Annotated in this window: 19 protein-coding genes and 4 tRNA genes; 17 read left to right on the top strand and 6 right to left on the bottom strand. The window is 50.6% G+C overall.

The genetic code is table 11. From position 1 onward, the window contains the following. Positions 1–25: 25 nt before the first annotated feature. Complete coding sequence (locus tag MJZ26_00115) at positions 26–2,464, bottom strand: DEAD/DEAH box helicase (GenBank protein MCQ2104170.1); 2,439 nt, start codon at positions 2,462–2,464, stop codon at positions 26–28. Between the two features lie 343 nt (positions 2,465–2,807). Between MJZ26_00115 and rbsD the strand changes: the two genes are divergently transcribed. From rbsD to MJZ26_00085, 6 genes are all read left to right on the top strand, one after another. After that, positions 2,808–3,206, top strand: coding sequence for a D-ribose pyranase (gene rbsD, locus MJZ26_00110; GenBank protein ID MCQ2104169.1), 399 nt, complete (start codon positions 2,808–2,810; stop codon positions 3,204–3,206). A gap of 20 nt (positions 3,207–3,226) precedes the next feature. Continuing rightward, positions 3,227–4,711 carry a sugar ABC transporter ATP-binding protein gene (locus tag MJZ26_00105; protein ID MCQ2104168.1) on the top strand — a complete coding sequence of 495 codons (1,485 nt, stop codon included), beginning with the start codon at positions 3,227–3,229 and terminating at the stop codon, positions 4,709–4,711. Then, the gene (rbsC, locus tag MJZ26_00100) at positions 4,711–5,685 is read left to right on the top strand and encodes a ribose ABC transporter permease (GenBank protein ID MCQ2104167.1); all 975 of its coding nucleotides are present in this window, start codon (positions 4,711–4,713) and stop codon (positions 5,683–5,685) included. The genes MJZ26_00105 and rbsC overlap by 1 nt, the downstream gene beginning before the upstream one ends. Before the next feature lie 13 nt (positions 5,686–5,698). Continuing rightward, positions 5,699–6,631 carry a substrate-binding domain-containing protein gene (locus MJZ26_00095; protein ID MCQ2104166.1) on the top strand — a complete coding sequence of 311 codons (933 nt, stop codon included), beginning with the start codon at positions 5,699–5,701 and terminating at the stop codon, positions 6,629–6,631. Between the two features lie 10 nt (positions 6,632–6,641). Then, the gene (locus MJZ26_00090; GenBank protein ID MCQ2104165.1) at positions 6,642–7,532 is read left to right on the top strand and encodes a ribokinase; all 891 of its coding nucleotides are present in this window, start codon (positions 6,642–6,644) and stop codon (positions 7,530–7,532) included. Positions 7,533–7,894: 362 nt separating this feature from the next. After that, positions 7,895–7,979, top strand: a tRNA-Ser gene (locus tag MJZ26_00085). Between the two features lie 38 nt (positions 7,980–8,017). Here the strand turns inward: MJZ26_00085 and MJZ26_00080 are convergent. From MJZ26_00080 to MJZ26_00070, 3 genes are all read right to left on the bottom strand, one after another. Then, positions 8,018–10,477 (bottom strand): C25 family cysteine peptidase, encoded by a 2,460-nt coding sequence (locus MJZ26_00080; GenBank protein MCQ2104164.1) that lies wholly within the window; start codon positions 10,475–10,477, stop codon positions 8,018–8,020. Positions 10,478–10,641: 164 nt separating this feature from the next. Further along, positions 10,642–10,714 (bottom strand) — tRNA-Glu (locus MJZ26_00075). A gap of 76 nt (positions 10,715–10,790) precedes the next feature. Then, positions 10,791–10,863 (bottom strand) — tRNA-Glu (locus MJZ26_00070). 122 nt (positions 10,864–10,985) lie between these two features. On the opposite strand from MJZ26_00070, the gene MJZ26_00065 reads away from it, so the two are divergent. From MJZ26_00065 to rpmB, 5 genes are all read left to right on the top strand, one after another. Next, the gene (locus MJZ26_00065; GenBank protein ID MCQ2104163.1) at positions 10,986–12,503 is read left to right on the top strand and encodes an ATP-binding cassette domain-containing protein; all 1,518 of its coding nucleotides are present in this window, start codon (positions 10,986–10,988) and stop codon (positions 12,501–12,503) included. Beyond that, entirely contained in the window at positions 12,496–13,137 is a 642-nt protein-coding gene (locus tag MJZ26_00060) for an ABC transporter permease (protein ID MCQ2104162.1), read from the top strand. The genes MJZ26_00065 and MJZ26_00060 overlap by 8 nt, the downstream gene beginning before the upstream one ends. A gap of 74 nt (positions 13,138–13,211) precedes the next feature. Then, positions 13,212–14,393, top strand: coding sequence for a 3-deoxy-D-manno-octulosonic acid transferase (locus MJZ26_00055; protein MCQ2104161.1), 1,182 nt, complete (start codon positions 13,212–13,214; stop codon positions 14,391–14,393). Next, entirely contained in the window at positions 14,390–15,322 is a 933-nt protein-coding gene (gene ispH / locus MJZ26_00050; protein ID MCQ2104160.1) for a 4-hydroxy-3-methylbut-2-enyl diphosphate reductase, read from the top strand. Before MJZ26_00055 ends, ispH begins: the two co-directional genes overlap by 4 nt. Positions 15,323–15,392: 70 nt before the next feature. Beyond that, positions 15,393–15,614, top strand: coding sequence for a 50S ribosomal protein L28 (rpmB, locus tag MJZ26_00045; GenBank protein MCQ2104159.1), 222 nt, complete (start codon positions 15,393–15,395; stop codon positions 15,612–15,614). Between the two features lie 253 nt (positions 15,615–15,867). Here the strand turns inward: rpmB and MJZ26_00040 are convergent, their stop codons facing one another. Together MJZ26_00040 and MJZ26_00035 are read right to left on the bottom strand one after the other, a co-directional pair. Continuing rightward, positions 15,868–16,515: a 3'-5' exonuclease gene (locus MJZ26_00040; GenBank protein ID MCQ2104158.1), complete on the bottom strand. Its 648-nt coding sequence runs from the start codon at positions 16,513–16,515 to the stop codon at positions 15,868–15,870. Between the two features lie 26 nt (positions 16,516–16,541). Then, positions 16,542–17,075 carry a DUF374 domain-containing protein gene (locus tag MJZ26_00035; GenBank protein ID MCQ2104157.1) on the bottom strand — a complete coding sequence of 178 codons (534 nt, stop codon included), beginning with the start codon at positions 17,073–17,075 and terminating at the stop codon, positions 16,542–16,544. Between the two features lie 86 nt (positions 17,076–17,161). Between MJZ26_00035 and MJZ26_00030 the strand changes: the two genes are divergently transcribed. From MJZ26_00030 to MJZ26_00005, 6 genes are all read left to right on the top strand, one after another. Continuing rightward, positions 17,162–17,234: transfer RNA gene (locus MJZ26_00030), tRNA-Cys, on the top strand. A gap of 399 nt (positions 17,235–17,633) precedes the next feature. Then, on the top strand, positions 17,634–18,227 hold the full coding sequence (locus MJZ26_00025) for a DNA alkylation repair protein (protein MCQ2104156.1): 594 nt from the start codon (positions 17,634–17,636) through the stop codon (positions 18,225–18,227). Between the two features lie 531 nt (positions 18,228–18,758). Continuing rightward, on the top strand, positions 18,759–20,732 hold the full coding sequence (locus tag MJZ26_00020) for a 4-alpha-glucanotransferase (GenBank protein ID MCQ2104155.1): 1,974 nt from the start codon (positions 18,759–18,761) through the stop codon (positions 20,730–20,732). A gap of 33 nt (positions 20,733–20,765) precedes the next feature. Then, the gene (locus MJZ26_00015; GenBank protein MCQ2104154.1) at positions 20,766–22,079 is read left to right on the top strand and encodes a glycoside hydrolase family 13 protein; all 1,314 of its coding nucleotides are present in this window, start codon (positions 20,766–20,768) and stop codon (positions 22,077–22,079) included. Positions 22,080–22,111: 32 nt separating this feature from the next. After that, positions 22,112–24,739 carry a protein translocase subunit SecD gene (gene secD, locus MJZ26_00010; GenBank protein ID MCQ2104153.1) on the top strand — a complete coding sequence of 876 codons (2,628 nt, stop codon included), beginning with the start codon at positions 22,112–22,114 and terminating at the stop codon, positions 24,737–24,739. Between the two features lie 123 nt (positions 24,740–24,862). Then, complete coding sequence (locus tag MJZ26_00005; GenBank protein ID MCQ2104152.1) at positions 24,863–25,798, top strand: magnesium transporter CorA family protein; 936 nt, start codon at positions 24,863–24,865, stop codon at positions 25,796–25,798. The last annotated feature ends 101 nt before the right edge of the window (positions 25,799–25,899 follow it).

The raw sequence follows: 25,899 nt of genomic DNA, 5'->3' as shown, positions 1-25,899 counted from the left end.
TCTGACGGATGTTTTTTGCGAATTTTTAATGTCTTCCGAAGCGGCGGGTCTTGCGGAAGGGCTTGTCGCCAAAATCCCGTTCGTCGTGGTCCTTGCGGAAAGGCTTTTCGCCGAACTTTTCGCGGCGACGTTCTTCACGATTTTTCCCGAAGATTCCGCGTTCTTCGCGTCCGCCGTCACGCCCGCCGAAATCGCGATCCTTGCGGAAACCGCCACGACGTTCTTCACGATTGCCGCGGCCAAATCCGCCTCGGCCTTCGCGATGGAAACTGCGTCCTTCACGGGGGCGAGTTCCCGGGGCAGGGCCAGTAGGAGGTTCGTCTGTCATCAGGCGGAAGCGGGCGTCGTTACCGCGGATGGTAATGCCTGCCAGAATATCCAGCACGTCCTGGGGGACAGCTTCCGGCAATTCTACAGTACTGAACTTGTCGAACAGCTTGATGCGTCCGATGTTGCTGCTGCTGATGTTTGCTTCGCCCGCGATGGCGCCTACAATATCCTTCGGGGTAACGCGGTCGACGCGGCCTACGCCAAGGTAATAACGGAGGTAGCCTTCTTCGACGCCGTTGGAACCTTCCTTGCGTTCCTTGGATACCGTACCGATAAAGTCACGACCTCCCCTTTCCTTGCCGGAGCGTTCGCCTCGTTCTGCGCGTTCCCTTTCGCGGCGTGCTTCGCGGGGGGCGTCCAGCGGCTGCAATTCCGGGAACAGGGGCTGCTTCTTCTGATACATCTTGATGATTGCTGCGGCAACGTCTTCTGCGGTAATTTCGGTAACGGAACCGTCTTCGTTCAAGACCCCGTTGGTCTTGTTGCATCCGGCTTCCACCATTTCGCGGACCAAGGTCTTGAACTTGTCCAGTTCGCCGTAGCTCAAGACGCTGTTCACCTTTTCCTTGAAGGCGGCCACGCGCTTGGCGCTAATGACTTCGCCGGTGGGCATATCCATCATGTCGATGGGCTGGCGGGTGGCACGTTCGATAATCTTCAGCATGCGCTTTTCGCGGGGAGTGATGAAGAGAATTGCATCGCCGCTGCGGCCTGCACGACCTGTACGTCCAATGCGGTGTACGTAGGATTCGGTGTCGAAAGGAATGTCGTAGTTCACTACCAGGGAAATGCGGTCCACGTCGATACCGCGGGCGGCCACGTCGGTTGCAACGACAATGTCAAGCTTACCCATCTTCAAACGGTTGATGGTACGTTCTCGCATGGACTGTGCCAGGTCTCCGTTCAGCGGGGCCACGTTGAAACCGCGGCTTTCCAACTTTTCAGCCACTTCGGTAGTATTCTGCTTAGTGCGTACGAAAATCAAGACACCGTCAAATTCTTCACCTTCTAGAACGCGGGCCAGGGCTTCAACCTTGTGCTCGTTCTTTACCATCAGGTAACGCTGGCGGATGTTTTCCACCGTGGTGGTCTTGCCTTCGATGCAGGCTTCTTCGTATTCGCCCAGGTACTTGTCGATGATGGCCTTCACCTTCTTGGGCATGGTGGCGCTGAAGAGGGCTCGCTGAGCGTCTGCTGGAATTTCCTTCAGGATGGTTTCTACGTCCTCTTCGAATCCCATGTCCAGCATTTCGTCGGCTTCGTCAAGAACGATTGCCTTTACGCCGCTCAAGGTAATGGTACCGCGGTTGATGTGGTCGATGAGACGGCCCGGAGTAGCCACAATGATGTTTGCCTGGCGCTTCAGGGCGCGGATCTGCACTGCGATATCCTGGCCACCGTAAACGGGAACCACATGGACCTTGGGCATCTTTGCTGCGAACTGCTGGATGGCTTCTGCCACCTGGATGGCCAATTCGCGTGTGGGCGTCAAGACCAGCATGGAAGTTTCGTGACCGTTAAATTCCAGGCGGGTCAGCAACGGCAAGGAGAATGCTGCAGTCTTGCCTGTTCCGGTTTGTGCTGTGCCTAGCAGGTTTCCGCCCTGGAGCAATGCGGGAATAGCCTTGGCCTGAATGGGGGAGGGGGTCACGTAATTCATGGCGCCGATAGCTTCAAGAACTTCGGGGGCCAAGTCCAGATCTTCAAAAGTTACCAGTGCCTCGTCGCCGTCTTCTGCGTCGTCACTGTCGTCATCGTTCTCGTCAACGTCGGATGCGTCTTCGATGATTTCCTTGATTGCGGATTCCTCGGCAGATTCCTTTTTCTCGGTTTCTATAAAGTCGGCTTTGTCTTCTGCGGGTTGTTCTTCCGTAGAATTTTCGTCTACAAATTCGATAGCTTCGCCGACAGTAGCTTTGGCTTCTGCACCAGCCTTTACGATATTGCAATCGTCGTCAATGACAATGCCGTCCGGATTTACCGCCAGGAATGCTGCTTCGTCAGCCTCATCTTCGTCTGCGCCGCCAACAATGGCTGCCAAGAAGGCATCAGCTTCGCGGGCAATTTTGGATTTGGGGTCAATGGTCTCTTCGGGGATGCGATCTTCCGCACCCTGCATTTCAGGATTCTTCATAAATCACCTTCGGGGACCCGTAAACTTCATCTGCGGCCCATGCCGCGTCATCTCGTCGCCAAAAAGCGTTTAAATAAGCCCCGAAGTGCACTCGCACTCAAAAAACCTGAAGTTCGTTAGGTCACCTAACTCAAATGTGGGCACAAAGTTAGAAATTCATGCCCCGAAATCAAAGGTTATTAAATGCATATTCCAACATGGAATAATCGCTCCTGACCTTTTTACAGAGATTGCCTTATATTAGAATTGTTTGGAAAATAATCTGTTTCTTTCGTTTTTTGCATAAAATCAAAGAAAACGGCAAGAAAATACACAAAAAGTGAGGGTAAGAAGGTTAAGTACAATGAAACGAAATGGTATTCTAAATAGTGAAATTTCCAGAGTTCTAGGTTATTTGGGCCATATGGACTGCATTTGCATTGGCGACTGTGGCCTGCCCATTCCCGACGAAACTGAACGTATTGACCTGGCCCTGGCATTTGGCGTACCCACCTTTATGCAGACCTTGACCGAAGTGGTGAAGGATATGAAGGTGGAAAAAATCGTCTTGGCCGAAGAAATCAAGACCAAGAATCCCCAGGTGGAAAGCCAGGTTTTGCAGCTGCTACCGGGCGTGGAAGTGGAATATGTTCCCCACGCAGAATTGAAGGCCCGCACAGAGACCTGCAAGGCTGTAATTCGCACCGGCGAAACTACCCCCTATGCCAATGTTATTTTGCAGGCCGGCTGCATTTTTGCCTGATCGGAGGATAGGAATACTCTATGCATGTTGAAATGAAAGGCATTAACAAGTCCTTTGGAACGAACCAGGTGTTAAAAGACGCCGCGTTCAATCTGAAGGACGGTGAAATCCACGCCTTGATGGGTGAAAATGGCGCAGGCAAGTCTACGCTGATGAAGATCCTCACGGGCGTGTACACCCGCGATTCCGGAACCGTGAATGTGGATGGTAAGGAAGTTATTTACCATAGTCCCAAGGAAGCGGAAGAAGCCGGTATCGTTTTTATTTATCAGGAACTGAACGTTTTGTTCGACCTTACCGTAGAAGAAAACCTCTTTATGGGTAAGGAAATTACCAACCGCTTTGGCGTCTGTGACAAGAAGGCCATGCGCGCCAAGGCCCAGGAAATCATGGACCGCATGGGTGTTCATATTCCCGTAGACGCCGTCATGAGTGACCTGTCCGTGGGCCAGCAGCAGATGGTTGAAATCTGTAAGGCCCTGATGGTGGATGCCAAGGTCCTGATTATGGACGAACCTACGGCAGCCCTTACCCAGAGCGAAACCGAGGTTCTTTTCGAGGTGATCAATTCCCTGCGCAAGAAGGGCGTATCCATCGTTTACGTCTCCCACCGCATGGAAGAAATCTTTGAACTTTGCGACCGCATTACCATCCTTCGCGACGGTACCTACATCGATACCAAGTTCATCAAGGACATCACCATGGATGACGTGGTGAAGATGATGATCGGCCGTGAAATTGGTGAACGCTACCCCAAGCGCAATAACGCCATCGGCGGCGAGGTGCTTCGTGTAGAGGGCCTTACCCACGAAAAGCTTTTCCGCGATGTAAGCTTTAATGTTCGCGCCGGTGAAGTACTGGGCGTGTCTGGCCTTATGGGCGCCGGCCGTACCGAAATCATGCATTCCATCTTTGGAAATCTGCCTCTCGTAAAGGGCAAGATCTTCATCGAGGGCAAGGAAGTTTACATTCGCAATCCCCGTCAGGCCATCGAAGCTGGCATCGGTTTCATTACCGAAGACCGCAAGACCGAAGGCCTGCTGCTGGAAAAAAGCATTGCCGAAAACATTGAACTGACCAACTTGGGAATCGTCTCCAAGAAGGGCGTGCTCCAGGCAGAAAAGCAGGCAAGCCTTGTAAAGCGCGGTATCGAAGAGTTCCGTATCCGTTGCTTCGGCCCTCACCATGAATGCGGCAATCTTAGCGGTGGTAACCAGCAGAAGGTGGTTCTTGCCAAGTGGATCTATACCGATCCCAAGATTCTGATTCTGGATGAACCTACCCGCGGCGTGGATATTGGCGCTAAAAAGGAAATTTATAACGTGATCAATGATATGGCCGCCAAGGGTGTTGCCGTTATCATGGTGTCCTCTGAACTGCCCGAAGTGTTGGGCATGAGCGACCGTATTATGGTGGTCCACGAAGGACATGTTACGGGCATCATCAACGGTGCCGACGCTGATCAGGAAAAAATTATGACTCTTGCTACAGGAGGATCTCTCTAATGAAAAAGGAAAACAAAAGTATTGGTGCATTTTTATCGGAATACGGCGTGTTCATTGCACTCCTTATTCTGGTTGTCATTATCAGCTCCATCAGCCCTGAATTCCGCCAGCCGGGCAACTTCTTGAACTTGCTGCGTCAGGCATCCTTTAACGGTTTGATTGCCTTCGGTATGACCTGCGTGATTCTTAGCGGCGGCATTGACCTTTCTGTGGGCTCCACTTTTGCCTTGAGCGCCATTGTCTGCGCCGAGATGATTGGCCATGGTGTTCCGGTAATTGTTGCCGTTCCTGTGGCATTGCTGGTGGGCGTTGCCCTTGGCTTGATCAGTGGCCTCTTGGTGACCAAGGGCCGTTTGCAGCCCTTCATTGCCACCTTGATTACCATGACAGCATATCGCGGCCTTGCCATGATTATTACTGATGGTAAGCCAATTTCTCGTTTGGCAGAAAGTTCTGGCGATAGCGTCTTGTTCAAGGCCATGGGTAAGGGTAATTTCATCTTCACCTTTGCGCCGGATTTCAAGATTCCTATTCCTATTGTAATCCTGGTGGTTGTTTTTGGCATCATGTACTTTATGCTGAAGCATACTACTTTCGGTCGCCGTCTTTACGCCACCGGTTCTAACGCCAAGTGCGCCGCATTGTCTGGCGTGAACATTGACCGCGTCAAGATGAGCGTCTATGCGATTTCTGGTTTCCTCAGCGCCATGGCTGGCCTTATCATGATTAGCCGTGTGGACTCTGCCCAGCCCATTATGGGTAGCGGTTACGAACTGGATGCCATTGCTGCTGTAGCCCTTGGCGGTACCAGTATGAACGGTGGCCGCGGACGTATCGCAGGCACCATTGCAGGCGTCTTGATTATCGCCGTGCTGAACAATGGCTTGAATATTTTGGGTGTCACGTCTTACTACCAGAGCGTGGTCAAGGCCGTGGTGATCTTGGTTGCAGTGCTTGCTGACCGTAAGAGATAAGGAGATTTGAACTATGAAAAGAATGATTGCTTTACTTTTCGCTTCCTTGATGGCTTTGGTTTTTTCTGCCTGCGCCATTGTCATTGACGGTGAAGAAAAAACAGCTTCCAAGAAGGCTGAATCTACAGGTTCCATTGGCTTGTCCATTTCCACTCTGAACAATCCCTTCTTTGTTACTCTTGTTGAAGGAGCCAAGAAGGCTGCCGGTGATTTGAATGCAAAGCTCACCGTGGTTGACGCTGGCGACAACGTTTCCAAGCAGGTTAGTGACATCGAAGACTTGGTCAGCAAGAATGTAAGCGTGTTGATTGTGAACGCCGTAGATTCCGATGCCTTGACCGGTGCCGTAAAGGCTGCCATGGCCAAGGGCGTGAAGGTCATCAGCGTGGACCGTGCCATCAACGGCGTGGAAGTGGATTGCCAGATTGCTTCCGATAATGTTGCCGGTGCAGAACTTGCAACCCAGTACATTGTAGATAAGCTGGGCGAAGGCGTTATCACCGCCGAACTTCAGGGCACTATGGGTTCTTCTGCTGCCATTGACCGCGGTAAGGGATTCCACAACATTGCCGACAAGAAGCTTAAAGTTGTTGCTTCCCAGACTGCAAACTTCAACCGTACCGAAGGCATGAGCGTTATGGAAAATATGCTCCAGGCCAGAGGCAACATCGCAGCCGTCTTTGCTGCCAACGACGAAATGGCTCTTGGCGCAGTAGAAGCCAGCAGCGGTGCCGGCAAGAAGGTCATGGTGGTTGGTTTTGACGCCACCGACGACGCTGTGGAAGCAATCAAGGCTGGCCGCATGGCTGCAACTATCGCTCAGCAGCCCGGCTTGATTGGTGAAACTGCTGTTAAGACTGCAGCCGAATTGGGTAACGGCAAGACCGTTGCAAAGAACATTCCGGTAAAGGTTACCTTGGTCACTGCAGAAAATGCAGGCAAGTAAAGGCGGCGTCATGAAAGTTCTAAACATTGGTTCCATGAATCTTGACCACGTCTATAGCGTGGACCACATTATCCTTCCTGGCGAAACGGAAGCTACCGGCGCTGTCAAGCATTATCTTGGCGGCAAGGGCATGAACCAGTCTGTGGCTTTGGCCAAGGCTGGTGTGGAAGTTTATCAGGGCGGTATGATTGGGGAAGATGGCCAGCCTTTCCTGGATGCCTGTAAGGAATACGGCGTTCACGGCGAATACATTGCCAAGGTGGATGACCAGACCGGTCACACCATCATTCAGATTGACAAGAACGCCCAGAATAGCATTCTGCTGTACGGTGGTGCAAACCAGCGCCTAACTCAGGAATATGTGGACGACGTGCTTAGCCACTTTGACGCAGGCGACATTCTGTTGCTGCAGAACGAAGTGAATATGCTGCCCTACATTGTGGACAAGGCTTTTGAAAAGGGAATGCAGATTGCCTTGAATCCGTCTCCCTTCAACGAAAAGTTGGATGCGGTGGACATGACCAAGATCAGCATCTTCCTGCTGAACGAGGTAGAAGGCAATCAGGTTACCGGCAAGACGGATCCCGACGAAATCCTGGCTGAAATGCGCAAGCGTTTCCCCAAGGCTCGCATTGTGCTTACCCTGGGTAAGGACGGTGCAGTGTATAGCGATGGCGACGAAAAGGTGTTCCAGCCCATCTTCCCCGTGAAGGCTGTGGATACCACTGCCGCCGGCGATACCTTCACCGGGTACTTCTTGGCAGGTCTCGCAGAAGGCATGCCCGTTGCTCAGGCTCTTCGCATGAGTGCCCGCGCTTCAGCCATTGCAGTAAGCCGCCCCGGCGCCGTGCCTTCCATTCCCCTCCGCAAGGAAGTGGAAGAAGCTCTGGCCAATAGCTAAAATGAAGTGCGCCACCCTTCGTTCGCGAGGGGTCGAATGAATAAATCTGTTGAAGAGGAAGGTCTGTTGACCTTCCTTTTTGTATTTACGACATTGCGCAAAACTGGTCGGGTTGCCAGAGTGGTCGATTGGGCCGGTCACAAAATCGGTCGTCTGCCACAGGACCGAGGGTTCGACAAAACTTGCGAGAGCCGAAGGCGAACATGCAAGTTTTGAGATCCGGGCAACGGCCGGACCCGAAGGGCAAAGCTTGAAACGAAGTGAAAGCTTTGTCAATCCCTCACCCTCCTCGCAGCAAAGCTGCGAAAAGAGATTGGATAAATAGACAATCAGAAAATATTATACTAAATTGGGTCAAACTCGGAGGGTTGCCAGAGTGGTCGATTGGGCCGGTCTCGAAATCCGGAGTCTGTCACAGGACCGAGGGTTCGAATCCCTCACCCTCCTTGAAAAAAAATGGACGCCCGAGAGGGCGCCCGTTTTTTTTACTTCAAGGTAAATATCCGGCTGTCGGAAAAGTCTCCCTGCTTGACGCTTACGAAGTAGCGTCCCTTGGCCGCATTTCTTATATTCCAGCTGACGTTGTTGATTCCTATATGGGCGTTTACGTCAAGTGAAGCCACTGTGCTTCCGTCAACGCTCATGACCTGGACCTTGTACGTTCCCGTTTTATTGGCGATGAAGCTGATAGTATTCTTGTTGAATGCGGTAATCTTGTGATCGCCGAGCGCGTGACTTCCGTTGATTGTGGTAATCACGTTCTTTTCCTTGTTGAGAGAATCTAAGGCCGGACTAGGTGGCACAAAGTAGATGGCTGCGTTTTCGTGGAGAGAAATATCTCTTGCGTAGTATGTTCCGTAGTTGTTCGTTTTCTGGATAAAGTTAAGGGTGGCCTGGGGCGCATATATGGAACCGATGAAATTATTTTCAAGGTGGATGGTTCCTGTGGTGTTGTGAAGAACGAGCTTGAAGTTGCTTGCCGCATTTTCGTAATCGGATCCGGCGTACTCTCCGTTCCAACCAATGAGACGTCCTACATGGAGTATGGAGGGCTGGTCTTCGTTTTCAAGTTTATAACCGGAATCTTCCTTCATGTTTAGTGTTCCTACATAGAATTTTCCAGAGGGGAAAATAACCTTTCCTTTGGGATTGACTACAAGGTCGTGGATGCATTCCCCATCGGTGAGTGTGTATACGCTATCCACAGTTTCACTAAAGCAATTGAATACGGAGAAATCTTTTATCGGTTCCTCTTGATTGATTTCGGGATTCCAACTTTGGGGGGCAATAAAGGATATCACGTCGTATTGGGCGGAGTCTTTTACGAAAAGGTCTGCTTCTCGGTAGGTGTTGTAAATGGAAACGTTCTTGACTTTCGCGTTGTCGTCCAGCATGAATCCTTCGCGGACATAGATTGACCCCACGTCTGCGTCTCCCCAGATGTGGGTGGCGAACATTGATTCTGTGTCGTTATTGTCGTTAACGATACTGCATCTACCTTTGGGTCCCTGAGACAGATCGTAACAGGTTCCTCCAATATGTATATCGTTGGTCGCGTAAATGGCGACGTTTTGCGGAACGGAATCCAATTTCGCATCTTTGTGCTTGGCCTCTATTTTGATAAAGGGGTCGCCAATAAGGGAAGCTGCGTAAAACCAGTCGTACACTTCCTGTGGATATCTAGATTTGTCAAATACCAGGGTTCTATGGTTTACCCATTTGAGGAAGGCATCGCCGACCAGGTCCTCACTTAAGTGGCTGTAGAAGGATTCGTCATCCTGGTATCCACCGGAATTCTTTGTGTATCCAAAAGCAGTGACGCCTCCATCCAACGTCCTAAAGATATGGTCATATCCAAAGGCTCTGTCGTAGGAAAGGCCGTCTTCGCTAACCGTACGCATGGTGTTGCATGCAACGAAATAGAAGAATCGTGCATTGACTGTGAGTGGCTCGTCAAAGTCGGTTATGGATGCTCCGTTATTGATGAATTTTGCGGCGCCGTGTCCCATGAATAAGGACCAGTCATAATCTTCGGTAATGGACTGGAGGTAAGGTTCCTTGGTGGACTGGGCTATGATGTCGGTCCTGTTGTAAAGATTTGAAAAATCCCTAATGAAGTTCATGACGGGAAAGTCGCTATCTCGTAGGGTGCTGTGGCTAGAATAGGAAAACAGCACCTTGTCGGAGCGGGGCGTGGTCTTTGTCTGTTGCTTGTAAGCTTTGTCAAGCCAGCGCAGGGTCATGGCCTTTACTTCAGGGAAATACTCGGTTGTGTAATTCTGGAGTTGCTGTTGCCATCCAAAGTTGGATTGCTTTCGGGCTTCGCCGTAGGGATTAACTCGGGTGACCCAGATTTCGAAATCGTCTGTACCAAGAACGCCGCTCTTGCTATAATGCCTGTCGTAAATGCCGTTGCTGCCGGCGGTAATTCTGGAACAAGGCTGCTCGTGACCGCAATTGACGCCTGTGATTTCATCTTTCCATTCGCCGTCTAGATCCATGTAAAACAAATCTGTTGTCCAGACCTGATAGCGCATGATGGATTCGTCTAGGGATTGTGCTGGATAGCCGTCGGATTCTCGGACGAAGTATTCCATTTCAGCATAGGGGAGATTGCCGATAAGGATTGCTCCTGCTAGGGGGAGGGCGTCTTCCTTCTGCCAGGATTTCTTGATTTCTCCCTTCAGTTCTTCGGCGGTGCTGTTTTGTTCAAACTGGAGGTTGTTGTTGAGGACTAGGGCTGCGGGGAATGACTTGATGTCGATTGCGACGTTGTGGTTCGTTTCGACGATGCCTGCGTAATTTTTTATGGCGTCCAGGACTTCAGCGTCTTTGTATAGGTCTTCGTCGACGTAGATGTCCACGCGCCTTTTTTCTGAACCTGCTGCGAAACAGAGTTGGCTGAATATGAAAAGTAACAGAATTGTGGTAAAAGACTGTTTCATGTATCCTCCTAATAGGATACAATGTAGTTATTCGTTGAATAACAAAGAACTTTGTCTTGCGGCATGTTTTGTTGTAAATAAAAGCGGAACCCTTTCGGATTCCTCTTTTTCAACCTTTTGACGCGGTTAATAAAAAAGCTCAGTCTTTCGACTGAGCCTTTTTATACCTCCAAGCGGTTTCGAACCGCTGTTGCGGGAATGAAAATCCCGAGTCCTGGGCCACTAGACGATGGAGGCGTATGTTTTAAACCTAGCTTTGATCTCGTTTCATCGCCCAGACGAGACTGCAAACGACCAACTCTAAGTTACTTAATACCTCCAAGCGGTTTCGAACCGCTGTTGCGGGAATGAAAATCCCGAGTCCTGGGCCACTAGACGATGGAGGCGTTTAGGTAGGCCAAATATAGGTAAGGAATTGATTTCTGTAAAGGGGGCTGAATCAAAAAAAATTACATTTGCCCTGATGTTCCTGTGTAAATGGCTGAAAAAATCCCTTTTAGGCGGAATTTTGCGTTTTTTGCCCCTAGCTTTGTTGGCTAGCGGGGCAGACGCTGCCGTACTTTGGGGAATTCGTCAGTTCATGGGAATTCTGTCCGGCCAGGAAAATTTCCCCTTGTGGACCTGGGTTGTTCTTATGCTTGCGCTTACCGCCCTGCGTCTTTGTTTTCTTTCTGCAAAGATTCGCGTGTCTGAAGGTTGGGTCTTTACGGCAGGATCTCGAGTCATGGCTTGGTTTCTGCATCGCCTTCGGCTGCTACATCCCAGGAACTTTCATACAAGGTCGGGGGAGCGTCAGGTAGAGTCTGCCTACGAATCCGTCCTGGTTTTGCAAAATAACGGTTCGGTCCTATTTCAGGCTGTCCAGGCAGTGTTGCAACTGGCTGTGTTTTTGCCGGTCCTTCTGTACATATCGTGGCAGTTGACGGTTTTTCTTTTCGTTATTGTTGTTCCTGTGGTTGCCGTGCTGCAACGAAAGTTGCACAAGCTGGGCCCTGTAGAAGAATCCCTGCTGCGTGACCGCTCTGAATTCCGAGGAGATTTGCTTCTTGCCCGTCGTTTGTTCCGCCAGTGGAGCTCTAAGGATGAACGTTCCCAGATGTCCCAGGAATTGCTGACGCAGGTACGGCACCTTCGTGATCATGGGGCGAGCAACTCCGTTAAGAAAAACAGTCTTTCCCTTGTGACAGAATCCGTATCCGTGGTGGCCATGGTTTTGGTTCTTGCCTTCTGCTCCATTCTGATTTCGAAGGGATGGATGGACGGCTCGGGGCTTGTCCTGTTTTGTTCTGCAGTTCTACTTAGTTATAAGCCTGTGAAGGAATGCGCCCGTGTTATGCCTCAGTTTAGGTCTGCGGTCAGCGCTATTCATGTTCTTGAGGATTTTGAAAAACTTGAAACCCGTGTTTCGGGGGAAAGTTCGGCAAGCAAATCGGATCCTGCGACGAATCCTTGTTTTGAACTGGTGTCAAAAGGTTCGTTCCGATATGACGGTTCCGACCATCCTGTTTTTGAAAATTTGAACATAGCCTGGAACCGTGAAAAACCGGTGCTTGTTCGCGGCCGGAATGGGGTAGGCAAGTCAACGCTTCTTCGGTTGCTTGCTGGCCTGGAACTTTGGGATGGATCCGAGGGCGCTGTGTTCCGTGATGTTTTCTTTGTGGCGCAGGATTTGGAACTTCCTCCCAGGCGGATGTTGAAAAAATTTTTGGCGACAGCCGCCGGTTCCGCAGAAAATAAGCCGGTGCAATCCTTCGCCCAGTTTGCCAATGTCCTTCCGCTCTTGGACAAGTCGGGGCTTTCTGGCGGTGAACGCTCCCGTGTGGCGTTGCTCTGGTCCTTAGCCTCATCGTCCAAAATAATTCTTCTGGATGAGCCTTTCGCGTCCATTGCTCTTGCTGACCGTGAACCGCTTCTTGCTGCGTTCCTTGATGGAGCCGAACAGCTGGGCAAGTGGGTTGTTGTCGTTAGTCACGACGTCCTTTCGCCAGGCCTGACAGCCCGATTCAATGAGGTTCATTTTGAGTAAACTCTACGCCTACCGCGGTTGGATTCTTGCTGCCCTTGGGATTGCTGTCCTTGCTATGCCTGCTGCGCCGCTGCCTCGGACGAACGCATCCCGCATTTTGGAACATCCAGGCGCCCTCTTTAACGACGACATTTTCTTCGGAGTGTTGATTCCGGCTGCTGTTTTTTTGTCTTCCGTTGTCTTGCGAGTTCAGGCCCGTCGCTCCATCGGGGAACACACCCGGGGCTACGCTCACGATGCTGACCGCCTAGTCATGGACGGCGTGTACTCCAGAATCCGCCATCCTCTTTACGTTTCCAATACGGGCGTCGCCTATTCCTTAATGCTATTGCATCTTGGCTTTACGCCTGTCGCCGCCTTGCCTGTGCTGGTTCTTGTCGTATTCGAAATCCTTCTGTCCAGGATGGAAGACCGTTATCTAGAACAACGTTTTGGTGATGTTTGGCGCAAGTGGGCAAAGAAGACTCCCGCTTTTTTCCCGCGTCTGTCCCAATCTCCAGGGGCGAAAAAAGAAAGTTCTGCCTCCGTGGAATTTAGGCCTCGTTCCTTCGAGGCGGCCTTCAAGGCCGACGCCAGCACCTGGCTTTGGCTTCTCTTCTGTATTTTCATTATCGTCCTTCGAAAGCTGGTGTAACGATGCTATCTGAGTTAAAGGATAAATTGATTGTTCGGCTGAAAACATCCCGTGTCGCGCCCGTCGTTTTTAACATGGCAGGCCGGCTTGCGGGTACGGCCGCTAAGGCGTCGACCAGATTAAAACCTCTGGATCGCAAGTTCCATGTGACCGATCGGTTGAATGGCCCTTGGGTCCTTGAGTCTAACCAGGGGCCCCATCTTTGGCTGCATGGTGCAAGTCTTGGCGAATGCAAGATGCTACTGAATTTGGCCCGTTTCTTGAAACAGGACCTGAAGAACTGTCCAAGAATCCTGCTGACAACACAAAAGGTGGAGGTACTTCCTTACCTAGAAGATGCAGGAAAGGGCCTTGTGGAAGTGGCTCTTGCCCCAGCGGATGTGCCTGCGGCCATGTCCAACTTTATGCGGAATGTTCGGCCCGTCGCGCTGATTCTTGCAGAAAATGAACTTTGGCCGGGGTATCTTTCCATTATGTCCCGCACGGCGGTTCGACCGTCGGTAGCCCTCGTTTCGGGTCGCTATCGCAGGTCCCTTCCGGGGATGGATTTTGCATCCGTTGGTTTTGCCTGCATGCAGACTGGTGGAGACCGCGAACGCCTAATGGATATGGTTGATCGAAAGAGCTTTGCTCCTGTGGTGGGCGGCGACTGGAAGCTCTTGCCTTGGGCGAAGGAGGGCTCGGATGATACCGCCTCTGGCTCGCCTGCAAAGAATGATGTGGATGTGGCGTTCCTGTCGGTTCATTTCGAGGAGTGGGAGTCCTTGATTGACATTCTCCGCTACTGCAAACTGCGGGAACGTTCTGTGGTGCTTATGCCTCGTCGGCTTGAGGAAGTGGAACTTTTCCGTCATGAGCTAAAATCCATAAATGCCAAGGTGCTGGACTGGCCTGAGGTTCGTCCCGGTGCGGTGGCCTTGATAAATCAGTTCGGCTTGACTTCCCAGGTCTTGGAAAGAAGCTCCCTGGCGGTTGTCGGGGGCTCCTTCTGCGCCCGTCCCGGAATTCATGATTTCTGGGAGCCTTTGCGAGCCCTGGTCCCGACTTGCGTGGGCCCTTATGCCAATGGGCATGAAGATGCCGTAAATGAGCTGGTATGCAAGGGTGTTGTGGCCCAGGTTCAATCCGCAAGTGATTTTGAAAATCTAGATTTACCAGCCGAAGATCGGATTCGGGAATGCCTGGATTCCGAAAAGACGAAGATTTTGAATTCCTACCAGCAGTTGCTGGTGTTCCTGGAGGACTTGCTAAAATGAAGAAAGTAATTCTTGCAACCCCCCGCGGCTTTTGCGCCGGAGTGGATCGTGCGATCCACGTGGTGGAAAAGGCCATTGAAAAATTCGGGACGCCTATTTACGTCCGTCACGAAATCGTCCATAACAAGTTCGTCGTTGACACCCTGAGAAGCAAGGGCGTTGTCTTTGTGGACGAACTGGACGAAGTCCCCGCCGGATCCGTTGTGATTTTCTCGGCTCATGGTGCGGCGGAGGCCGTCTATGCAGATGCAGAAAAGCGCGGTCTCCAGGTGCTGGACGCCAGCTGCCCGCTGGTTCTCAAGGTTCACTACAGCGCTAAGCGTCACTATAATGCGGGCCGTCATATCATCATGATTGGCCATGCCGGTCACGCCGAAGTGATCGGTACCCTGGGGCAGCTTCCCGAGGGCGCCATCTCTTTGGTTCGCAACGAGTCTGACGTTGCTTCTGTGCAGGTTCCCGCAGATAAGGAACTGGCCTACATCACCCAGACGACGCTGTCTGTTGCAGAAACCCGCGAAATTATCAAAGCTCTCAAGGCCAGATTCCCGGACATCATCGGGCCCGATGCAGGAGACCTGTGCTATGCGACTGGCAACCGCCAGGCCGCAGTGCTGGATCTTTGCTCCATGGTGGACGTCCTTCTGGTTGTTGGCGCCAAGAATTCTTCCAATTCCAGCCGTCTTATGGAATTGGGTCTGGAACAGGGTATCCCCAGCCACTTGATTGGTTCGGTGGAAGACCTTGAGCCGGAATGGTTTAATGGCCACAATGTGGTGGGTATTTCCAGTGGCGCGAGCGCTCCTGAGGTGCTGGTTCAGGAGGTTGTGGACTGGATAAAATCGAAATTTGAGGGCGTAGAAATCGAAAATTTCGTAAAATTGGTGGAATCTACCAAGTTTAACCTGCCAAAGGCCCTACAAGATTAACTTTTTCACCTTGACGAAAACCTAAAGTTTTTCTAAAATTGGTTCTCGTTATAAACAACGGAGTTTTATTATGAGCCGCATTTGTGAAGTTACCGGCAAAGCCGGTCTCGTGGGCAACATGGTTTCCCACTCTAACCGCAAGAAGTTGATGAAGCAGCTGCCGAACCTTCAGAAGAAGCGCTTCTACATCCCCGAAGAAGACCGCTGGGTCACCCTTCGCATCTCCAACGCTGGTCTCCGCACCATCAATAAGCGCGGTATCCAGGCTGTTGCTCGCGAACTCGGCATCTAATTCTATCTTGTAGAGTTTAGACTTTAAAAAGTCCGCCTAACGGAATTAACCTCCGCTAGGTGGTCTTTTCTGTATTTAAACGATTGTTTACATTTTGTTGATAGGTTTTCTTACGCTTAGCGGTGATTCTGTCGTAGCCCGCGTATTTTCTGGGATTGCGTCGGTTGAACTAGTGGCTTGCAACCCTGTCAATAATGTGAAAAAGCCCGATGAACTCGGGCTTTTTTTATGAAAACATGAATGTAGCGATTCGTTACTTGTTCAAGAACTGGGCGGTACCCTTGTACTTTTCCATGTTCTTCATGATTTCTGCCATTTCCCAGTCCTTTTCCTTGAAGCGGCGGCGGAGCAGGGCGACAAAGACTTCCATCAGCATTTCGCAGTCGTAGACGGCGCGGTGAGCCTTGTCGGACTCGATCTTCATGCCGATTTCGCCACGGCGTTCAAACATCTTGGCGAGAATACCCAACTTGTGGGAACTTGCCTCGGGAAGGATGGCCTTGGCGATGGCAAGGCTGTCGACAACCGGGTTGCCGGGGATGATTTGCGGATTCTTCTGGTAGGCGACGCGTAAAAAGCTGGCGTCAAAGTTTGCGTTGTGCGCAATCAGGATGGAGGACTGTCCGCAGAAGGCGGTGAATGCCTTGATGGCGTCGCCGACGGCCGGAGCGTCTTGAACGTCCTTGTCGTAAATGTGGTTTACGCTGGATGCTTCGGCGGGAATCATCATGTTGGGCTTGACGAAGGTCTGGAATTCCTTCTCCAGCTTGGGGACGACCTTGCCGGCCTTTACTTCGACGGTGAACTTGACTGCACCGATTTCAATGATTTCGTCTTTCTGGTTGTTGAGGCCTGTAGTTTCAAGGTCGAAGGCCACAAATTTCGGAGGTAATAAGATCACGGTGATTTTCCTTTTTATAAGTTACATCACTTTGGTAGCGTTGTATTTTCGGTGCAAAGATAATTAATTTGAACGTCAATAGATGACAGTGGCAACGGGATGATAAAGTTATCCCAGGTTTTAAGCCTTATGTGGGCGCCGTACTTGGGCTGTATATGCCAAAGGGGGCGGTCGCTGGACTTGGATAGCCAGATGGAACCAGGCTTTACCTGTCGGGCGGGCCCCTTAGGGCCGTCTAGCGCCATTCCCGCAAAAACATCTTGCTTTAGGGAGGTTAGCAGGTGTCTTACGTTGGTGGCGCCGTGGGTGTCGGAGCCTCGGGAGACCTTGTAGCCTAGGTCCTGGGCGGCAATGGTCAGAAATTCGCCATCGCCGGATTCCGAAACCAGGATGTGTACGCCTTGGTTCTTGAACGTGGCGACACTGGCAAGGAGGTCCTGATGCCATAGGCCAAGAATGCCTGGTCGGAAATCCTGGGGGAACGTGACCCGTATTCGCAGGCTGCGCATCCACCATGCGGCCAGTTTGGCTAGGAACCTTGTCTTTAAATTGCTGGACATGACGATGAAAAAATAAAAAATATCGTTTTTTGAAGGAAATCCCCTTGAAATAATGAGGATGTTTACCTATATTGTGTCTCACTTTTGGCGACGTACCCAAGTTGGTAAGGGGCGAGTCTGCAAAACTCTTATTCATCAGTTCGAGTCTGATCGTTGCCTCTAAAAAGTAAAACAAAAAGACCTCTCGTTTGAGAGGTCTTTTTGTTTCTGGATGCGGGGCTGCCGCCCCGCCCCCAGACTCCCACCCCGCCGTTGTGATATATGAGCGCGGCCCCAGGCTCCCTCCTATTTCTTTTTTTATCAAACTTTCTTATTAATTTGTTTGGGTTTGTGGGGCTGAGGGCTGCTCCTATAAGGGGAAACTCTCATTTGTCAAGAGTAAAAATTGTTTTTTTGATGTAAAAAATGTGTCGGCCTTCAAAAAAAATGAAAAAAAGTGTTTGTCAAGGTCTAGAAAAAAAATTCTTTTAGGGTTATTTTTGGCACACAATGCTTCGTTTTACACAAGACATATTACTTGCGCTCCGTGCGATCTCCAATGAGGAGGAAGCACATGAAATGGCTAAGAAGGCTAGAGAGCAGTTCGACTTCCTTGGAATTCGACTGGTTCCTCGCCGTGAAGTGACTTATCCTTTGTTTGACAAGAACCCCCCTAAGGATGGCGACGAATTGGTTGCCCGTGTCGAAGACATGTGGACACAGCCCTATCGTGAAATCCAGTATGCCGCTTGCGACTACTTGTTCCGTCATCGCGGTCTTTTGGGCGGTCAGCATTTGTCCTTCCTCAAGAAGCTTATCAAGACCCGTGCCTGGCGCGATACGGTAGATACCTTGGCTGCCTGTATTCTTGGCGACCTGGCTCTCCGTCTGCCGGCCCTTCGTACTAAGATTGCATCTTGGATTCGTGACCCCAATGTGTGGGTTCGTCGCAGTGCTATCATTTTCCAGATTCAGTACAAGGATCGCACCGATTGGCCTTTGCTCCGTCAGTTCTGCCTGACCTGCGCCAAGGATGACGACTATTATATCCGTAACGGTATTGGTCGTGCCTTGTCCGAATACGCTCGCATCAATCCTCAGGAAGTGCGCCGTTTCGTACAAGATAATACCTTTGCGGAGCAGACTACTCAAGAAATTCTTCGAATGATTTAATCTGCGTCTTACCGTCGCATAACATCGTCACTTACGCCCTCACGTATTACATATACGCTACGGGCGTTCGTTCCTTGTTCTGCTTGGTAATACTTGATTAAATTTTTGGAGACGCGAATTTACGCAGGCGCATAACATCGTCACTCACGCCCTTACGTATTACATATACGCGGCAAAGAAAAATTTAAAAGCCGGGACTTGATGGTCTCGGCTTTTTTTGCTGAGTTACTTTTCCTTGAAAAGTTGTTGCCTTTTGTTGGCGGGTTGGGCGCTGCCCTTGCCCTGGGCGGACTCGCTAAAGGGGAATACGAAGCGTCCTCTTAACACGCAACCCTTGGCGCCGGGGTCGCATTCTATGTTTCGCTTTACGCAAAAGGTTCCTCTAAGGTTTCGACATTCGTAACTCATAGCCTAAATATATAAAGGTGTTGACCGTGATGTAGGTCTCATATCTGTGGAGAACGGGGGATATACGCGGCCAAATAAAACATTTGTTGTCCTAAATGTCGCAAATTATGCTACTTTTTCGCCATGCGATATGGTGATTTATCTTTCTTTCAAAGCGGCGTAGCCGTTCCTCTTTTCAGTCTTTACAGCAAGCAGAGCATCGGTATCGGTGAATACCTGGACTTGATCCCCTTTGCTCGCTGGGCTCAGTTCTGCGATTTGAACATTATCCAGTTGTTGCCTGTCAACGATACTGGCGCAGAATCCAGTCCTTATAGCGCTCGTAGTGCTTTTGCCTTGAACCCTGTGTTCATCAACATCCAGTCGGTGAACGGATCCTCTGAATTCGAAGAAGAAATTCAGGATGGTAAGGCTGAATTCGAAAAGTTGGGAAAGATCGACTATTATAAGATCTCCACTTGGAAACGCTCCATATTGCGCAAGATTTTTGACAACCGTTACGAAACCCTCAAGAAGAACAAGGTTCTTAGCCGCTGGATCGACGAAAACGTCTGGGCTAAGCCCTACTGTGTTTACTGTACTCTGAAGGCCATGAACGGTGAATCCTGCTGGAAGGATTGGTCCGAACATCGCGATCCTTCTGAAAGCGACATCGAAAAGCTTTGGAAGAAGTATGCCAAGGACTGCCTGTTCCAGGCATGGATGCAGTGTGTTGCAGAAATGCAGTTCAATACTGCGGTTACTGAAGTCTCCAAGATGGGTCTTCGCCTGAAGGGTGATATTCCTATTCTTATTAACGAAGACAGTGCCGACGTATGGTCCGAACGTAAGTTCTTCTCTCTTGATGACCGTGCCGGTGCTCCTCCTGACATGTTCAGCTACAGCGGCCAGAACTGGGGATTCCCCACTTATCGCTGGGATGTTATTGAACAGGATAATTTTGCCTGGTGGCGTCGTCGTCTGGCTCAAGCCAGCAAGTTCTATCATGCTTACCGCATTGACCACGTGCTCGGCTTCTTCCGTATCTGGTCCATTCCCCAGTGCGAAGTTACTGGCATTATGGGCCGTTTCAACCCCTGCCTGCCTATTACTTTTGGTGAACTCCAACAAGCAGGCTTCTGTCGCGAAACCTTGGAATATCTGCGCCGTCCCAATTGCTCTGTGGATCAGCTTCGCGAATTCCTTGGTGATGATACGGAACGTTTGGTTGCCCTTTACTTCGAGCATCTGCCTAACGAATTTGACCGTTTCATCCTCAAGCCTGAATACAGCTGCGAAAAAGCAATCGTCGCTCTTGATGAGCCCCAGTCCGCTAAGGATGGCTTGCTGAAGGTTTATTGGAATCGTGTGTTCATTCCTTCTGGTGACGAGAATACCTTCTATCCCTTCTGGTATTGGTACAACCAGCCGGTGCTTCACACCTTGCCGGAATACGAACAGAAGAAACTTCAGGAAATTATCAAGCGCAACGAAGATGCCCAGAATGGTCTCTGGGAACAGAATGCAACCAAGCTCCTGTCTGTTCTCGCAAACGAAACCGACATGCTGGTTTGTGCCGAAGACTTGGGTGCTGTGCCTAACTGCGTGCCTACCGTCTTGAACAAGCTGAACATTCTTTCTCTGCGTATTGAACGCTGGGCCCGTAACTGGAATGTTCCTTATTCTCCGTATTACGACATGGATGAATATCCGAGGCTTTCTGTTTGCACTACCAGTTGCCACGATACCTCCAGCCTTCGCGGCCTTTGGAACGAAGCTGACTTCGACCGTGACCTCTACTGGTCTCACGCTCACCTGCCGGGATCTGCACCTGCAGAAATCACCCCGTCTGTGGCAAGGACTATCTTGACTCATGTGTTCTCCACCAACAGCCTGTTCTGCATTCCCCCTGTTCAGGATTTCTTCGCCTTGTCTGCAAGCCTTTCCCAGGTTGCTCCCGAGGCTGAACGCGTGAACATTCCGGGTACTGTAGGCGGTGCTAACTGGTGCTACCGCATGCCTTGCTCCGTAGACGAACTGATGGATTACGCATCTCTCGGTTCCGACATCCGTAAGCTGGTGGATGCCCGTAAGCGTCGTCCTCTCTGGAAGATTTAACAGTACCGGGGGCTTGACCCCCGGATTTTTTTTATGCCTATGAAATCCTTTGCGCCTGACTGGGTCAAGGACGCGGTCTTCTACCAGATTTTTCCTGACCGTTTTTGCCGTTCCCCGCGGTACGAGGCGGTCGGTAAGTTTGTGGATTGGTCTGCCAAGCCGACCCGCGAAAACATGTATGGCGGAAACCTTGCCGGCATTGAAGACAAACTAACGTATATCGCTGGCCTTGGTGTAAACGCCATCTACCTTTGCCCGATTTTCAAGAGCAATTCCAACCACCGCTATCACACGGTGGGCTACTTTGAGATTGATCCCGTTCTCGGTACGCTTGCGGACTTTGACCGTTTTATCAAGAAGGCCCACAGGCTTGGAATTCGAGTGATTCTTGACGGTGTGTTCAATCACTGCTCTCGCGGGTTCTTTCAGTTCAACAGCCTGATGGAACTGGGCAAGAACTCGCCCTATGTGGATTGGTTCCATGTGAAGGGATGGCCCTTGCGTGCCTACTCTGGAAAGCCCAATTACGAATGCTGGTGGGGGATGCCCGCCCTTCCGAAGTTCAATACGGACAATGCGGATGTGAGGGAATTCCTGTTCAGCGTTGGCGAATTCTGGATGAAGCGCGGTATCGATGGCTGGCGCCTGGATGTGCCCAATGAAATTGATGATGACAGTTTCTGGCAGGAATTCCGCCGCCGCGTGAAGACTGTCAATCCGGAAGCCTACATTGTGGGAGAAATTTGGGACGAACCTTCCCGTTGGCTTATGGGCGACCAGTTCGATGGCGTCATGAACTATATGTTCCGCAAGGCGGTAATGGCTTACCTCTTTGATGAAAATCCGATTTCTACCGAAGAATTCTGCTCCCGTCTTAAGGGCGCCTTCCCGCAGTTCCGTTACAGTAATCAGGGACAGTTGCCTGCTGGCGATATTCCCATGAACTTGCTGGGTAGTCATGATACCAGCCGCATGATGAACCAGCCTTGCTCCGATGAGGCGAGGATTAGGCTTGCCTTTGCGCTGCTTTTCTTTATGCCGGGCGCCCCTTGCGTCTATTATGGCGAAGAATTGGGCCTTAGGGGAGGCAAGGATCCGGATAATCGTCGGACAATACCTTGGGAAAACCTTAAAACGCTGCAAAAGAACCCGATTTATGATTGGATTCGTGAGTTGGTTGCGCTTCGAAAGTCCAGCGAGGCTCTGAGGCATGGGGAAATGTCCATAATTCCCCATAATGGCGGTTTTTCCGTTGAACGTAGACTGGGTAAGGCTTCTATTTGCCTTAAAGTGTACGCTCCCGATGAAACACACTCCCCGTGTTTTACTATCTTTGCGCCCAACTAGATATATAGTGCCTTTATATTAAGGGATAACAAATGAACAAGAACAGATTCGGCATGCGAGAATTTATCATTCTCCTCGTCATTATTCTTTCGGCCTACACTGTATGGCCCTCTATCCAGGTTCACTCCAAGTCTGGTGAAGAAAAGAAGACCTTCCTCAAGGAAAATCCGAAGATGGGTGCAAAGTCCATCAACTTCGGTTTGGACCTTGCTGGTGGTACCTCCATTACCCTTGAAATCGACAAGTCCGGTCTCAAGAACGAAGACATCAAGGATATTCAGGAAGAATCCCTTGAAATCATTCGTAACCGTGTTGACCAGTATGGTCTTTCTGAACCGCAGATTTCCCCCAGCGGCGATGACCGTATCTTGGTTGAACTGGCAGGTGTGGATGACTCCACTGCTAAGTCCCTGGTTGGTTCTACCGCCAAGCTGGAATTCAAGATCCTGGCTGAATCCGAAAAGTTCCTCCAGGTTGTGCAGCTCATCGACCAGTATCTGACTCGTCAGACCACCGATATCGTAGCTTCCGATTCTGCTGTGGCCGACACTACTGCCGCTGCCGCTCCTGCTGCTGATACCGCCAAGGCTCTTTCTGACGACGAACTCCTTGGTAAGACTGCTGCCGCTGAACCGGCTAAGGATTCCGTTGTGGAAACCGCTCCTGCAGCCGCCGAACTGGCAAGCGAAGTCGGTACCGCTCTTTCCGCTTACTACATGAACTTCGGTAACGGTGGTTTCATCGCTGAAGAAAATGTGGAAAAGGTCAAGAAGCTTCTTGAAGCTGAAGGTGTCCAGAAGCTCATTCCTCGCGACGTTAACTTCGCCTTTGGTAGCGGTCTGGAAGCAATCCAGCGCGATTCCAAGATCAAGGCAAAGCGTCTCTACCTCCTGAAGCGTCGTGCTGAAATGGGTGGTGACGATGTGGCTGACGCTCGTCCGTACCGTGTTTCCGATGGTACCAATGCCGGTGAAGTCGCTGTTAGCCTCAAGTTCTCCGGTATCGGTCCTAAGAAGTTCTCTGCCGTAACTGCCGCAAACATTGGCAAGCAGATGGCTATCGTTCTCGACAACCAGGTTATCTCTGCTCCGGTCATTCGCGACCGTATCCCCAATGGCGAAGCTCAGATTACCGGTCTCGATGACATGGCTGAAGCAAATCGTTTGGCTGTAGTGCTTCGTGCCGGTGCCCTGAAGGCTCCCATGAAGATCATCGAAAGCCGTAACGTGGGTGCTACCCTCGGTGAAGAAAACATTGTTCAGGGCTTCGGTTCCGGCGCTGTCGGTCTCGTACTCTGCTTGGTCTTCATGGTGGGTTACTACCGTCTCGGCGGTTTCATTGCTAGCCTCGGTATGATCATCAATACCTTGGTCACTGCAGCAGTGATGTCCGTCTTCAGCGCTACCCTGACTCTCCCTGGTATCGCAGGCTTCATCCTGGTGCTGGGTATGTCTCTCGACGCCAACGTTATTATCTACGAACGTATCCGTGAAGAAATCAAGTCTGGTCTTACCGCTCGTGCCGCAGTGGCCAAGGGTTACGAACGCGCATTCAGCGCCATCTTCGACTCCAACTTGACTACCGTTCTTACCGCTCTCATCCTTTACAAGATTGGTACCGGCTCCGTTAAGGGTTTCGGTCTTACCTTGATGATCGGTATTATCACCTCTTTGTTCTGCGCACTTACTGTTACCCGCGCTGTATTCGACTTCAAGCTTGCTAAGCGTGACGCAACCACTCTCTCTATCGGTGGCGGCTTCAAGGCTCTCAATAATGCAAACCTTGCAATCGTTCCCAACCGCGGCAAGTTCAAACTGCTCTCCCTCGTTCTTATCGTTGCAAGTATCGCATCCATTGCAATCAAGGGCTTCGACTTTAGCATCGACTTCACTGGTGGTCAGGTTTATACTGTCCAGTACCAGGATGACGGCAAGCACGAAAACGACTTGACCAAGGCTCTCTCTGACGCTGGCATCTCCGGTACCCGCGTTCGCTCCTTGGGTGGAACTTCTGCTAACTCCTACCAGATTAGCATGCGTGCATCCGACGATGTTCAGTTCGAAGCCAAGATGGCTGCAGCCTTCGAAAAGGCCGGCCAGAAGGTTGAAATCGTTGCTAAGGATAGCGTTGGTCCGACCATCGGTAAGGAACTCCGTAACGATGCCATCATGGCTATCATTCTTGCATGGCTCGCCATCGGTCTCTATGTGTGGTTCCGCTTCGGTAAGCTGGGCCTTGGCTTCGGTATCGGTGCAGTGGTTGGCCTCGTCCACGACTCCATCATTACCTTGGGCTTCATCTCCATCTTTGGCCTTTCCTTCGATGGTGCTTTGATCGCTTCCCTCTTGACCATGATTGGTTACTCTGTTAACGATACCATCGTGGTGTTCGACCGTGTTCGTGAAAACACCAACGTTTATGGCACCAGCAACTTTGACCAGACTTTGAATAGCTCTATCAACCAGTGCTTCAGCCGTACTGTGATCACCTCTCTCACCACCTTGTTCGTCTGCTTGGTGCTTGCTGTGATGGGTGGTTCCTCTATCCGTGACTTCGGTCTCGTGATGGTGTTCGGTGTTCTGATCGGTACCTACTCTTCCGTCTGCGTTTGCTCTCCCTTCGTGCTCTGGTACTCCAAGCGCTTCAAGGGCGGTGTATAACTGAGGTTTACGTTTTGTAAACACTAGGTAAAACGTGTAAAGAAAAGTGGCTCGGGACTGCTCCCGGGCCTTTTTCTTTTGCGACATTTACTAAATTTACCACCGTTCGATCAAGGGGGCTCTATGCTCAAGAAGTACTACAAAATCGAATCAGGGCGCCTCGCTAGTGCCCCGAACGAAGAAGTGGCAGACATCGTTATGATGGGTTCTCTTAGCCAGGAACAGCGAAGCGTGCTGGTTAAGGAATATGAAATCACTGAGCATACCATTGCGTCTGCATTCGACTCTGACGAACTTTCCCGTATAGAATACGACGATGACTTTACCACCATCGTGTTTAAGAAGCCCAAGAACTATTCTGCGGCGGACAATTTCCAGTTCCGTGTAGAATCCTTCGGTATCTTCATCTTCAAGGACTGGGTGCTGCTCCTGACGGACTCCGACATTCCTATTACCGATGAAAAGCGCTTCTCCAAGATAGACAGCTTGAACACCTTCGTACTTAAGGTGCTGAGCTACGCCATCTATCACTTTAACGAACACCTGAAGATTATCAATCGCATCAACGATGAACTGGAACAGAAACTGCGTACTTCTCTGGAAAACAAGTACCTGCTTTCCATGTTTAGCTTGAACAAGGGCTTGATCTACTACGTCAGTTCCCTTAATAGTAACGATACCTTGCTCAAGAAATTGCAGATTGGCCGTAGCTTGAACTGGACTGAAGCCGAACGAGAACTGCTGGATGATATCGTCATTGAAAATCGCCAGAGTCTCCAACAGGCTGAAATCTACGCAAACATTTTGACATCCATGATGGATGCCCGTGCTAGTGTCATCAGCAATAACGTGAACACGTTGATGAAGAACCTGACGGTGGTGACCATTTCTATTTCTCTCCCGACGTTCTTCGCAAGCTTGTTCGGTATGAACGTTCGCCTGCCGTTCGGTATGAATGGAGACGCCAGTGGTGGTAGCGACTTGGCGTTCTGGATTATCATTGCCATGTGCGTACTTTCCGTGCTTGTGTTCATGGCCATTTGGGGCCGAAAGAAGTAGCGCTTGAATTTGCTGCTAGAAAGGCAAAAGAAAAAGTCTCGGCGATGTGAACTGACCCCAAAAAGTTGGACAGTTTAAAGTTAGGATAAAACTGCGTAATG

The organism is Fibrobacter sp. (assembly GCA_024398965.1).
In the GTDB taxonomy this organism is placed as follows: Bacteria; Fibrobacterota; Fibrobacteria; order Fibrobacterales; family Fibrobacteraceae; genus Fibrobacter.
Note: the sequence above shows the minus strand (reverse complement) of the source record. Positions and strands in the feature narration are given on the sequence as shown.

Coding starts and splice junctions, on each gene's coding strand:
- MJZ26_00005 (MCQ2104152.1), top strand. CDS start 24,863: ATGCTCAAGAAGTACTACAAAATCGAATCAGGGCGCCTCGCTAGTGCC.
- MJZ26_00055 (MCQ2104161.1), top strand. CDS start 13,212: ATGGCAGGCCGGCTTGCGGGTACGGCCGCTAAGGCGTCGACCAGATTA.
- rpmB (MCQ2104159.1), top strand. CDS start 15,393: ATGAGCCGCATTTGTGAAGTTACCGGCAAAGCCGGTCTCGTGGGCAAC.
- MJZ26_00035 (MCQ2104157.1), bottom strand. CDS start 17,075: ATGTCCAGCAATTTAAAGACAAGGTTCCTAGCCAAACTGGCCGCATGG.
- rbsC (MCQ2104167.1), top strand. CDS start 4,711: ATGAAAAAGGAAAACAAAAGTATTGGTGCATTTTTATCGGAATACGGC.
- MJZ26_00105 (MCQ2104168.1), top strand. CDS start 3,227: ATGCATGTTGAAATGAAAGGCATTAACAAGTCCTTTGGAACGAACCAG.
- ispH (MCQ2104160.1), top strand. CDS start 14,390: ATGAAGAAAGTAATTCTTGCAACCCCCCGCGGCTTTTGCGCCGGAGTG.
- MJZ26_00090 (MCQ2104165.1), top strand. CDS start 6,642: ATGAAAGTTCTAAACATTGGTTCCATGAATCTTGACCACGTCTATAGC.
- MJZ26_00015 (MCQ2104154.1), top strand. CDS start 20,766: ATGCCTATGAAATCCTTTGCGCCTGACTGGGTCAAGGACGCGGTCTTC.
- MJZ26_00095 (MCQ2104166.1), top strand. CDS start 5,699: ATGAAAAGAATGATTGCTTTACTTTTCGCTTCCTTGATGGCTTTGGTT.
- rbsD (MCQ2104169.1), top strand. CDS start 2,808: ATGAAACGAAATGGTATTCTAAATAGTGAAATTTCCAGAGTTCTAGGT.
- MJZ26_00020 (MCQ2104155.1), top strand. CDS start 18,759: ATGCGATATGGTGATTTATCTTTCTTTCAAAGCGGCGTAGCCGTTCCT.
- MJZ26_00080 (MCQ2104164.1), bottom strand. CDS start 10,477: ATGAAACAGTCTTTTACCACAATTCTGTTACTTTTCATATTCAGCCAA.
- secD (MCQ2104153.1), top strand. CDS start 22,112: ATGAACAAGAACAGATTCGGCATGCGAGAATTTATCATTCTCCTCGTC.
- MJZ26_00115 (MCQ2104170.1), bottom strand. CDS start 2,464: ATGAAGAATCCTGAAATGCAGGGTGCGGAAGATCGCATCCCCGAAGAG.
- MJZ26_00025 (MCQ2104156.1), top strand. CDS start 17,634: ATGGCTAAGAAGGCTAGAGAGCAGTTCGACTTCCTTGGAATTCGACTG.